Below are 11,695 nucleotides of genomic sequence, written 5' to 3' on the forward strand. Positions count from 1 at the left end.
GGCGCGCACGGCCGGCCGGCGCAGCACGTGCACCGCGACGACGGCGGCGGCAACAGCGCCGCCGGCCAGGGCTGCGCCATGCTCGGTGACGACGTGGCCCCACTCGATCAGCAGGCGTGACAGAAACGGCACGTCGGCCTGGCCCAGGTCCGCATAGACCCGGCCGAAGCGCGGCACCACATAGGCCAGCAGGAAGACGATCACCAGTGCCCCCACGCCCACCAGCAGGGCCGGATAGATCGACGCCGACACCACCTTGTCGCGCACGGCATTGAGCTGGCGGTGGTAGGCCAGGTAGCGTTGCAGGGCCTCGGCCAGGTTGCCGGTCTGTTCGCTGGCCTTGACGGTGGCCACGAACAGCGTGGGGAACTGCTCGGGCGCGGCTGCCAGCGCGGCCGACAGCGTCTGCCCTTCCTGCAGCAGCAGCAGGATGCGGCCCAGCACTTCGCGCGCATCGGGATCGCGTGCCTTGCCGGCCAGGATCGCCATCGCCTCGATGACACCGAGGCCGGCGTCGATCAGGGCCAGCAGCTCCTGGGCGAACAGGCCCACCTTGAAGCTGGCGCGGCCCCAGCGCAGCGCACGCAGCCGGGCCGCGCGCAGCGACAGCACCGTGTAGCCCTGTTCGGTTGCCTTGCGGCGCGCTGCCTGCGCATCGGTGGCGATGCAGCCGATGCGGCGCACGCCTTCTTGCGGGGAGTAGACTTTCAGGCGAAATTGCATGGCGGCTCAGTCGGTGTCCGGTCGGCGCTCAGTTGGCAATATCGGCCGCTTCGCCCTCGCCGCCGGCCTTGCCGTCGCGCCCATACGAGAACAGATCCAGTTCGCCCTTGCGGCCCGGGTGGCGATAGACATAGGCGCGGCCCCACGGGTCCAGCGGCACCCCCTTGGACAGGTAGGGCCCGGCCCACTGGCCGGCGCCGGCCGGGCGCGCGACCAGCGCCGCCAGGCCCGCTTCGGAGGTGGGGTAGGCGCCGACGTCGAGCCGGTAGGCCACCAGGGCCTTGTGCAGCGCATCGATCTGGGCCCGCGCCGCCTTCGTTTCGGACTTGCCGACGGCGCCGAAGTAGTTCGGCGCCACATAGCCCACCAGCAGGCCGATGATGACCATCACCACCAGCAGCTCGAGCAGCGTGAAGCCGCCGGCCCCGCCACGGTTGAACATCGGCATGCGCCCGGTGGCGCGGTGACAGGCTTGGTTTGGCATACGGCACGCACTCGGTGGACTGGAAAATGCGCCCCGGCCAGGTGCCGTTTCGCAAGACCAGTGTCACCGGGCCGGATCGATGGGACAACTACCAGTTCCGGTAGTAGCGGCATGGCCGCACCGGTGGCAGGTCGTACAGCTAACCGGCTGCGCCGTCACGCCGCCGCGCCAGCTGGCGCGCGCCCCGGTTGGCGAAGACATTCGGGTGCACCTTGCCGGCCTGGCCCACCCAGTCGTCAGGTATGCCCGTGTCGAGCAAGGACAACAGGAAGGGCAGCAGGGCCTTGAGCTGGTCGATTTCGCGGCGGGCCCGGCGTTGCGGCAGCAGTGCGAACCAGTAGCCGAAATTGACGATGAAGCCCCGTTCCTTGCACAGGTTGAAGTAGGCATCGCCTTCGACGACATTGGCCGCAATGCGGGCGATTTCGGCGCCGCCGTTCGTGCCCTGCCGGTAGCACGGTTCCGGCAGCAGGGCAAAGGTCAGGCCCAGCATGGGCCGGTTGCGCTGGTCGAAACTGATTTCCACCGTCGGCCAGGCGGCGCCGGCCCGGCGCTGCAACCCGATCGTGTGGCGGGCCACCGCCTCGGCGCTGTCGCCCCCGTAGTCGGCATGGCGCACCAGGCCGTTGGCCTCGAAGACGGGAACGATCTCGTCCAGCACCAGCTGGACGAAATACGCCGTACGGGCCGGCAGCTGCGCGCGCCACTTTTCAAACCGTTTCAGCTGTTTCCCCGCCATGTACGCTCCGCTCGATCAATGAAAAAGGCCGGCCCGGGGGCCGGCCGCACTGCTTGCAGTGGACCTTATTTGCCCGTCGCTGCCGCGGCACCCGCCGGGGCGCCGATCATGCCGGACACCGTATCATACGACCACGTCTGTACCTCGACGTCGTTGTTCGGGTTCCGCGCCGCCGCCCGCTGGGGCTTCGACAGCCTGGCGGTGCCGAATTTGGCCTCGACAAACTTGCCGTTGGCCAGCTGGAAGTCAAAGGTCGACTTGCCCACCCCGTTGCCGACCTGGCTGCGGATATTGGTGTTGCCTGCCATCTTCAAGCCCAGCAAGGTCAATCCCTCGCCGATGGCGCCCTTGGTGCCGTTGCTCAGGTAAGCCTTGCTGACCTGCGGGATGATCTTGCCCCCGACGACGCCGCCAGCGGCGCCGAACATGGTATCGCGTCCCACGGCCGCCACGCTGATGCCGCCGCCGTTGACGACCTGGCGCGTGATGCTGCTGGCCGCACCCGCGACGGCACCGGCGCAGGCCGGTCCGCACGTGACCGCCGCCGCACCGCCTGCCGCGCCGCCGACGAAGGCCCCGGCGTAGTCGCCACGCGAACTCATGCGCCACGTCAGCAGGTCGGCTCCGGCCTGGAACAGCAGCCCGCCGACCCCGCCCACGGCGGCAGCGGCCAGGTGCATCGGCGTTTCGCCGGTGGGATCGGTGGCGTTGAGCGGATCGTTATTGGCATAGGTGTACAGATTGAGCTCGTCGGTATGGCCGACGGGATCGGTCTGCAGGAAGCGGCCCAGTGCCGGCGAGTAGAAGCGTGCCTTGTAGTACGACAGGCCCAGTTCGCCCAGGTACTGCTGGCCCGTGTAGCGGAAGCGTACGCCGGCATCCGTATTGGGCTCGCCGCTCGGGCCATAGCTGTAGATCGCGCTGCCAGTCCCGCCCGCATCGGCCGTGGCGACGACGGAATTGAGATGGTCCGCATAAAGCCACGATTTGGCGGCCGTCGACGCGCCCTCGTACCACACCAGCGGCTCGTCGGCATTCTCGCCGTGGACGTAACGGCGCAGCAGCGTGCCGGCGGCGTCGTATTCGGCCACCAGCTGGGTGCCCGCATACAGCAGGTTGGTGGTGCTGCCGCCAATCGCACTCTGGCGCAACCTGCCCAGCGCATCGTAGGCCAGCGTCGCCGAACGGGCCGCGCTGGCGGCCGAGCGCAGCCGGTTTTCGCTGTCGTAGCCATAGGTCCAGGTGCCGTCGCCACTCAAATTGCCGTTGCTGTCGTAGGCCAGGCTGGCACCGGCGGCGGCCGTGTACTGATTCAGGCCGTTCGCCGTGTAGTTGCGCGTGCCGTTGCGGTAGCCCGTCCACTGGTAGCTGTCGTTGCTCCACGCATGGGCCGCGATCTCCTGCGCCTGGTTGCGGGTGTAGGTCCACGTATTGTCCTGCGCGGTGCCGCCCAGGTTATGGGTCAACGTGGCCAGGTTACCCTGGCTGGTGTAGCCATAGCTGGTGACGGTGCCGTTCCCCAGCGTGACCGTGGTGCGGCGCGACAGGTCGTCGTAGGCATAGCCGGCCAGCTGGGTCGTGCCCATTTCCAGCACGGCCTGCGGCCGGTTCAGCGCGTCGAAGGTGCTGCTGACGAAGAACGGCGTCGCCTCGGGCCAGGTGGTGCGGGTGCGGTTGCCTGCCGCATCGTGGCTGAACTTCAGCGTCTTGCCGCCGGCGGTGGTGCTGGCGACGCGACCGGCATTGTCGTACACGTTGCTGACCTCGAAGCTGCCGTCGGCAAAGCGCGCCGACGTGGTGCGCGACAGCAGGTCGTAGGCCAGCACCGTGTTGTCCGCCGCGGCCGGGAAGCTGCGGCCGATCACGCGGTCCAGGTTGTCGTAGCTGGTGGTGACGGTCTGGCCATCGCGCCTGCGCAACGTGGTCAGGTTGCCGTTGCTGTCGTAGCCGTACTGCTCGTAGTCGGCGGTGGACGATAGCCCGACACTGGCCTTGTCCGGGAAGCGCGTCCTGGTCTTGCGGTCGTGGCCGTCGTAATCGTAGGAAGTCAAGTTGCCGTTGGCATCCTTCACCGACAGCATCTTGCCGTCCGCCGAATACGTGTAGGTGGCGAACACCTGGGCCGCCGCGCTGCCCACGGCGCGCTTGACCGTGGCCACCGAATCGTCGATGTTGTAGGCCGTTTCCTCGACGCGGTTGCCGCCCTCGGCCACCGGCAGGTTTTCCGTGACGCGGATGCTGCGTCCCAGGTCGTCGTAATCGAAGTCGATCACATTGACGGGCGCGGCGGCCGCCGGGCAGTCGGTGGCCGCGGCCACCAGCGACGGCCCCCACGTGCGCACCAGCTTGCCGCCGGCGTTGTAGCTGCGGCACGTCACCAGCCATTGGGTGCCGGCCTGTTCGGCGGTACGGATAGCCTTGCCGTCGGCGTTGTAGGCCGTCCTGGAGAGCTTGCCGAGCGGATCGGTGCTTTGCACCAGCTGCCGCTCCGCGTCGTAGCTCATGCGGGCGACGTCGGCGACGTCGTCGCGCGGGCCGTTGATCTCGGTGACATCGCCGATGGCGTCGTGCACATACGTCGTCGTCAGGTTCAGCGCACCGGTGCCGCTGTCCTTGACGAGCGTCTTCTGCACGTACTTGTTGGCCGCATCGTAGGTCGATGTCGTCAGGATCGACGTCGCCGCATCGACCTTGTTGAGCACCGAAGTCTGCAGGAAGAACGCCGGGTAGCCGGCCACGCTGTAGCTGGTGTAGCCGTAGGTGGTCAGGCCCTGCACCCCTTGCGCGTCCGCCGGCGTCGTCACCGTCGACAGGTCGCCCTGCGGCGTGTACGTGTAGCTGGTGGTCTTGAGCTTGGGATCGATGGCGCTGGCGACCTTGTTGAAATTGCCCTCGTAGGTGTAGCTGCTCACGAGGACCGGATCGCTGCTGCCCGGTTTCGGCTTCTGCTGCAGCGTCTTGACGTTGTGCGTGCAGCGCTGCTGGGCGGCGCAGGGCGCGTCGTCGTACTCGTAGAGGGTCTGTCCGCCTTCGGGCAATACGGTCTTGACCAGGCGCCCCTGGCCGTCATAGGTATGCAGCAGGGCCCGGCCGGCCGGATTGACCGCCTTGACCACCTTGCCGCCGGCGTCCAGGTAGCTGACCCGGCTCTGTCCCAGCGGCCCGACCTCCTCGGAGCGCGAACCGGCGAAATAGTAGGTGTAGCTCTTGCCCAGTGCGTTGAGCTGGGCCTGCACCCGTCCCAGCGAATCGTAGGTATTGGTAACGAAGGGCACGGCCGGATTGGCGGGATAGAATACCTTCGTCAGGCGGCCCGGCACGTCGTACTGGTAGGTCGACGTGTTGAGCAGCGCATTGCGGAAGGTGGCCAGGTTGCCGGCCGCGTCATAGGTATAGTTGACGGTACGGCTGCCGTCCGACACGGCACTGATGCGGCTGCCCGTGTAGGTCAGCGTCAGGTTCCGGCCCAGGCTGTTGCCGATGCTGGACAGCTGGTTGCCCGTGTAGTTGAACTTGGCCTGCACGCCGGACGGATGGGTGTAGGTGGCGATATTGCCGGCGGCATTAAAGGCCAGTTGCGCCTTGTTGACGGTGCTGTAGGCATAGGTGCCGTCGGCGTTCTTGACCAGCTTGGCCGAATTGGCCGGCGGGCTGTTGTACGTGCCGTCGGTCAGGCGGACGAAGACTTCGCCGTTCAGGCCCTGCCGCACCAGCACCACGTTGCCGGTGATCTGTTCGCCGAACCACCGTTGGCCCAGCGTGGCGATGACCATATTGGCCAGCGGCTTGGCGGTGTCGCTCATCAGGTCCACCGAAACGAGCTTCTCCGTGATCGCCGCCGCCGCATCGAGCGCGGAATCCTCGCCCATGCCCTGGAAGCCGTCGGAAATGACGGCCGTATTGGCGTTCAGGTTGCTGATCCAGCCGTAGCCGAGACTGCCGTTCTGGGTTCGTGCGGACGAGCTGTACGAGCGGGCGAAGTTCAGCGCGAACGGGAACTCGCCCGTGCCGGTCTTGATATCGTCGTTCTGGTACAGGAAGTGGCCCTTGGTCATGTCGATCGGGTCACCGAACGTCGAGCCCGTGTAAGGCGTCAGCGCGGCGGGACTGAGGGAATTGAACAGGGTATTGCTGTTGGTCAGCGACGGCGCCAGCGGCGTGGTCGAGAAACCGCCGGCCAGGCCGCCGCTGATGATGGCACCGATGCTCGAACCGGTCGACCCGACCAGCACGTTGTAGAAACCGACACCGGTCCAGCTGCCCTCGTTCAGGTCGCAGCGGTTCGGCAGGATCAGGCGCCGGCCGCCGTTGACGGCGCTCTGGAAGCTGGCGATGTAGCTGGCGCAGCCCACCAGGTTCGGCTGCACGGTGCTGGCGAAGTTGGCGGCCTTGGCGTCATAGATGCGCTGGTTGCCGGCCACCGCCATGTCGATCAGCTTGACCGTGGAGACGGCGCTGCCGCCCGTGGTCTGCTGCACGGCGGTCGATTCGAAGATACTCGAGTGCATGGCCGAGCTGAAGAACACGGCCGCTTCCTTGGCCGTGCTGGCATCCTGGCTGACGACGCTGAGCATATTGCCGGGCAGGTCGACATAGGCCGCCGTGTTGTAGCCGGCAATGCCGACCTGGTGGTGGAACAGGGTATTGGTGCGGGCCAGGCGATCCGTGATGTAGCCGGAGTGGTTGACCTGGCCGATCCAGCTTGACGACAGCACGGCCAGGCTCGAGCCCAGCGCTGCTTCCGAGCCGGCGCTGGCGCCGCCGGCCAGGGCCTGGTCCAGGCGGGTGCGGTGCAGGTCCACCACGCCGCGGCCGGCCGGCCCCCAGCCGTTGCCGATCAGGAAGGTGCCGCCCGCCTTGACCTGCTGCGTGAAATTCTGGTTGGCGAAGGTGTTGGCATAGGCGCCGTGCGTCACCGTCAGCGTGACGTTGCCGTAGCTGCCGCTGGTGGTGGCCGTGCCCGTCGCCAGCGCCTGCCCGTCCAGCGACAGCACCGGCTGGCTGGAGGCGTTGTACGTCAGCGTCAGGCGGCGGCCGTAGATCGCGTCCGACGTGAAGGTACGGTCGATGCCCTGGTACTGCACGCGCACGGTGGGCTTGTAGTTGGCCGGCACGTCGCCGGTCCATTCCGTCAGCGCCACGGCCGTGTCCTGGTAGGGCAAGGTGGCCTGGCGCAGCGGGGCGCCGGCGTAGGGCGTGATGGTCATGCCGCCGATGACGTCGTCGAGCGTACCGGCCGGGTAGTTGGCACGCAGGTGGCCGGCCAGCGCACTGGCGTAGGACGTCAGGCTGGCACGCACATTGGCGCGGTTGATGCCCTGCACATAATCTGCCGTGATGGTGGCGCCGCTGGTGGCGCCGCTCATGAAGCCGGCCGCGTTATAGCCGGTGGCGGCGGCCAGGTTGATGCCCGGCCTGATCGTGTGGCCCTTGTAGCTGGGATCGAAATAATAGGCCGTGCCGCCGATGACGACTTTCACCCAGACATGCTCCAGCTTCAGGCTGTGCAGCGCCGCGGTCGAACCGGGGCAGCTGCCGGCCGCCGTGGCGATGACGGACGAGGTGGGGATCTGGGCATTGCCCAGCAGGTTCAGCACGCCGCACACATTGGCCGTGTCGACCCCGAGCCAGTCGCGCACCTGGGCCGCCGTCAGGCTGATGCGGCCCTTGACGAAGCTGGCCGTGTAGCCCGACTGCCGCAGCAGCGCCACCATCAGCGCGGCCTGGTCGAAGGCCGTGCCCTGGTTGTCCAGCAGTGCGCCGAACTCGCCTTTCATGATGCCCCAGGTGGGCACGTATTCGATATTGTTGCGCACGTATTCGTAGATCAGGTCGGGATCGTTGCGCAGCGCGCGCGCCAGTTCGGCGATCGAGGCCGGACTGGTGGCTGCCATGTCGCCGGCGACCCGACCGGCCGTGGGCGCGGTGCGTGTTACCGGCAAGCGCGACGGCACGCCCACGTTCAGGGCGCCCACCACGCGGGCGCGCACCGCCTTTTCCGATTCCTCCGGGCTAACCGGCGCCATGATGGCGCGGGAGAAGCCGGGAAGCTGCTGTTCGGCCGTGGGACGCCCCGCGTTGCCCGCTTCCGGCACGGCCTGGCCATAGTTCACCGCCGGCTGGCCGCCGAAGGTGATCAGCCCCTGCGACTGCGCCACCGGCGCGAGCCCGAGCCCGAGGGCGATCAGTGCGCCGGTCTGGCTTATTCTGGTAAATGACATCATTGCTCCTGCAAGCAAATTAATGGGAACGCGGCACCGCTGACGCACATGCCTTTAAATATGTGCGCCGCTCACGTTTATTGGAAAATGTCCACTGACAGGTATTACAGGGTCAGTGAAGGTACTGCGATATCGGAAATCGCGAAAAAACGACATTCAAGGAAGGCTGCGTTCCTGGCGATCCAGTTGACCATCCTAATAAAGTCGTTTTCAGTATTTCATATGCCGGCAGGAGGTAAAACTATGAATCTTCATAGCGAATGGACGTTACTCTTTGGCGAATAGCGCCACGCCCCGGAAGAGGTGATTCGGCGGCAATGAAGATCCACGTAAACTATCAAATCTGATAGCACTTATCGGCGCCGCAGGCAATTGCAATTGGCACTGGCCCGAGGCAATAATATTCTCGATCTGACAACACGTTCATGTTAAGCTGTTTAACGTTCGCTCGTCCCAGGACTGCGCGAATGACAAAGGAGATTCGGATGGGATACCGGAATGCCTGTGCCATGGAAGATGGCGACCTGACCACGCTGCTCGAGGTCGACGGGTGGCAGGAACTCACCGATGCGGCGCGGCGGCTGCTGACGCGGCTGCAGCTGGACGGTTGCATCAACCGGATGCGCATCACGGACGGCAATGGCCGCTCGCATGTGCATCTGCTGAGCACGATGGCTGCGGAGGTGCATGCAGCATTCCGCGACACCGACCCTGCCGAGGATGACTGTATCAGCCGGCATATCAATCGCCAGGCGGTGCCGCTCGCCTGGGCCATCGACGATGCCTGCAGCGCCCATTCGGCCCTGCCCTACCGGCAATTGAAAAGCGCAGGCATTCAGTCCGGCTGGAGTGTCGGCACCCGCAGCGAGCAGTTTTGCAACCGGATCGACATTTACTCCAGCAGTCCGCAGCGATTTGCCCGCAACGAGTTGCACAGCGAGCTGCTGTTATTCAGCTGCTACCTGAATGACGCGATGCGGGCATTGTGGTTGCGCCAGAATCCCCAGGCCAGGGCGCCGCTATTGACACCGAGGGAGCAGCAGTGCCTGCGCTGGAGCGCCAGCGGAAAAACCAGCAATGAGATCGGGATTATCCTGGGCATCTCGCAAAATACCGTGTATTTCCACTTGAAGAAAGCGGCGTCGAAATTCGAGGTGTACGGCACGCGCCACGCCATCAGCCGCGCCATGGAAATGGGACTGCTGTAATGGGCTGCGCCGCACCGAACACCCTGGAGGCAGGCGAGGTATTCAGGCTGGAGAATATCGGCAAGCAGTACCGGCGCGGCGGCGTGCGCATCGACGCACTGCGCGATTTTTCGCTGGCGCTGCGCGGCGGGGAGGTGCTCGGCTTGCTGGGACCGAACGGTGCCGGCAAGACCACCGTCATCAAGCTGCTCGCTTCGCTTTTGCAAGCAGACAGCGGCCAGCTCTACTGGCGCGGCGCCCCCCTGCGCGGCAAGCGCCACCTGGGCGAGGTGGGGCTGATCCTGGAGGGCCGGGGCGCGCTCAACGAGCGCCTGTCGACCTGGGAAAACGCGCGCTACTTCTGCGCCCTGCGCGAACGCCCCTTCGATCCGGGCCATTTCGACGAACTGGCCGCCCTGCTCGACATTTCGGACCGGCATGCGCCGGTGCGCCAGCTGTCCACCGGCAACAAGCTCAAGAGCGCGCTGCTGGTCAGCGTCATCCACCGCCCCAGCGTGCTGTGCTTCGACGAGCCCACCATCGGGCTCGACCTGTTCGGCGTGGCCAGCCTGGAGCGCCTGATCCGGTATGTGGCGGCACGGGGCGCCGCCGTACTGATCAGCTCCCACGACCTGCGCTTCGTCGAGCAACTGGCCGACCGGGTGGCCTGCGTTTGCCGTGGCCGCAAGGTCTTCGACGGGCCGCGCCAAGAATTCCTGGCGGTCGAACACGCGTACCAGCTGCAGCTGGACAGTGACCCGGCAGGGCTGCCGGCCCTGCCCGCTCCGTTCGCCTGGCGCACGGACGAGGCCGGCGCCGGCCGGCTGGACCTGCGCGACCATGCCGAACTGTGCACCGTGCTGGCCGCCATCATCGGCAGCCTGCCGGCGGCGCGGGGCTTGCAAGTGGCGCCCGTCACGTTGCAGGCCAAGTACCAGGCGCTGGTGCAACAGGTCGGGGTGGCGGCATGAGCGGCCCGCTGCACCACCTGCGCAACGAGGCGCGCCTGATGCTGTATCTGCAGCGCCGCTACTGGTTCGAGTCGCTGCTGGGCTTCCTGTTCATCATCGGGCTGTTTTGCGCGCTGCTGTTCTCGGTGGTCTCGGTCAGCGGCAAATCCGTCGCGTCGGGCAGCCTCGACACGATGATCGTCGGCTTCGTGCTGTGGCTGTTCGCCACGGGCAGCTACAACAGCGCGGCCAACGACGTAGCCGAGGAAAGCCGCCATCGCACGATCGAACACATCTACGTAACGCCGATCGGCTTTGCCCGCATCCTGGCCCACCGCGCCGTGCTGCACCTGGCCGTGGCCGCCCTGCTGCTGGCCGTGGGCATATGGATCGCCGGCTGGCTCACGGCCGGACGCATCCACGTCGACGTGCTGCAGGTGCTGGGCACGGCCCTGCTGGCCGCACCGGCGCTGGCCGGTGTCGGTTACGCCGTGGCCGGCCTGCTGTTGTTGATGAAAAAAGTCCAGGTGATGCATGCGCTGATGTATTTTGTTCTGATCAGCCTGGTCGCCCTGCCGGCCTATCCCGTCAACGGTCTTGCCCTGCTGCCGTATGCGCTGGCCAGCGCGGCCGTGAAGGCCAGTGTCACGGGCGCCGCCATCGGGCCCGGCGTGTACCTGCTGATCGGTTTGAATTCGGCCGTCTACCTGGCCCTGGGCCTGCTGGCGTTCCGCCTGCTGGAACGACATGCACGCCGCCTCGGCGTGCTCGGACATTGCTAGGGTGGCCATGGTCGAACGACAGGCGTTCCTGATGCTGTATCGCGTGCGCCACGCGCATTTTCGCCGCCAGTCGCTCGCCCTGTACCGGCGTTACGGCCATGCGCTGATGATCTTCCTGGCCCTGTTCGGCATGGCCGTCGCCGAGCGGCCCGCCCTGCTGGCCGAACCGCTGCTGCATTTCTGGCGCGCGCCGCAGCCGTGGCCGGCCAACCTGGCCCACGTCGCGGCCTGGCTGGCGCTCGTGACGGTGTGGGCCGGCATCCACCGCGCCTTCATCCGCGGCGGCGCGCTGGCCGCCTACAGCCGCAGCCTGCCCCTGGGCGACCGCGCCGCGCCGCTGGTCGACCTGGCCATCCTGTATGCCAGCCTGGCGATCTTCCTGGTGCCGTTCGCCGTGGCGCTGTGGACTGTCCTGCGGGCCGGCGACCCCGGCGGTGCCGACGGCCGCTTCCCCCTGTACCTGGCCGTGTTCGCCGGCCTGACCCTGGCCGTGGCCAGGTCGGCCGTGTTCGGTCCGGCGCGCTGCTCGCGCGCCGTGCAAGGCGGCACCATCGCCGCGCTCGTCTTCGCCCACTTGCTGCCGGCCGGCTGGCCGGCCACCGTGCTGCT

At 66.8% G+C, this 11,695-nt stretch carries 8 protein-coding genes; 4 read left to right on the forward strand and 4 right to left on the reverse strand.

Features of this window, described 5'->3' with window-relative positions; translation table 11 throughout:
• From GM672_RS25695 to GM672_RS25710, 4 genes are all read right to left on the reverse strand, one after another.
• Window positions 1-723: type II secretion system F family protein (locus GM672_RS25695; protein WP_211517430.1), on the reverse strand; the 723-nt coding region annotated here is incomplete at its 3' end.
• 28 nt (window positions 724-751) lie between these two features.
• Window positions 752-1,171 (reverse strand): type II secretion system major pseudopilin GspG, encoded by a 420-nt coding sequence (gene gspG, locus GM672_RS25700; protein WP_155473372.1) that lies wholly within the window; start codon window positions 1,169-1,171, stop codon window positions 752-754.
• Between the two features lie 175 nt (window positions 1,172-1,346).
• Entirely contained in the window at window positions 1,347-1,946 is a 600-nt protein-coding gene (locus GM672_RS25705; protein WP_155473367.1) for a hypothetical protein, read from the reverse strand.
• A gap of 65 nt (window positions 1,947-2,011) precedes the next feature.
• On the reverse strand, window positions 2,012-8,170 hold the full coding sequence (locus GM672_RS25710) for an RHS repeat-associated core domain-containing protein (RefSeq protein WP_229417951.1): 6,159 nt from the start codon (window positions 8,168-8,170) through the stop codon (window positions 2,012-2,014).
• 464 nt (window positions 8,171-8,634) lie between these two features.
• Between GM672_RS25710 and GM672_RS25715 the strand changes: the two genes are divergently transcribed.
• The 4 genes from GM672_RS25715 to GM672_RS25730 form a co-directional block, all read left to right on the forward strand.
• The gene (locus GM672_RS25715) at window positions 8,635-9,375 is read left to right on the forward strand and encodes a helix-turn-helix transcriptional regulator (RefSeq protein WP_170300245.1); all 741 of its coding nucleotides are present in this window, start codon (window positions 8,635-8,637) and stop codon (window positions 9,373-9,375) included.
• On the forward strand, window positions 9,375-10,325 hold the full coding sequence (locus tag GM672_RS25720; RefSeq protein ID WP_155473369.1) for an ATP-binding cassette domain-containing protein: 951 nt from the start codon (window positions 9,375-9,377) through the stop codon (window positions 10,323-10,325). The genes GM672_RS25715 and GM672_RS25720 overlap by 1 nt, the downstream gene beginning before the upstream one ends.
• Window positions 10,322-11,086: a hypothetical protein gene (locus GM672_RS25725; RefSeq protein WP_155473370.1), complete on the forward strand. Its 765-nt coding sequence runs from the start codon at window positions 10,322-10,324 to the stop codon at window positions 11,084-11,086. The genes GM672_RS25720 and GM672_RS25725 overlap by 4 nt, the downstream gene beginning before the upstream one ends.
• Window positions 11,087-11,093: 7 nt before the next feature.
• The coding region (locus tag GM672_RS25730; protein ID WP_155473371.1) for a hypothetical protein at window positions 11,094-11,695 on the forward strand (602 nt) is incomplete at its 3' end.

It is taken from the genome of Pseudoduganella buxea, assembly GCF_009720835.1.
Classification (GTDB): domain Bacteria; phylum Pseudomonadota; class Gammaproteobacteria; order Burkholderiales; family Burkholderiaceae_D; genus Rugamonas; species Rugamonas buxea.

Bases quoted from the DNA above. Each gene is read 5' to 3' on its own strand.
- gspG (WP_155473372.1), bottom strand. From the start codon at position 1,171: ATGCCGATGTTCAACCGTGGCGGGGCCGGCGGCTTCACGCTGCTCGAG.
- GM672_RS25725 (WP_155473370.1), top strand. From the start codon at position 10,322: ATGAGCGGCCCGCTGCACCACCTGCGCAACGAGGCGCGCCTGATGCTG.
- GM672_RS25715 (WP_170300245.1), top strand. From the start codon at position 8,635: ATGACAAAGGAGATTCGGATGGGATACCGGAATGCCTGTGCCATGGAA.
- GM672_RS25710 (WP_229417951.1), bottom strand. From the start codon at position 8,170: ATGATGTCATTTACCAGAATAAGCCAGACCGGCGCACTGATCGCCCTC.
- GM672_RS25720 (WP_155473369.1), top strand. From the start codon at position 9,375: ATGGGCTGCGCCGCACCGAACACCCTGGAGGCAGGCGAGGTATTCAGG.
- GM672_RS25705 (WP_155473367.1), bottom strand. From the start codon at position 1,946: ATGGCGGGGAAACAGCTGAAACGGTTTGAAAAGTGGCGCGCGCAGCTG.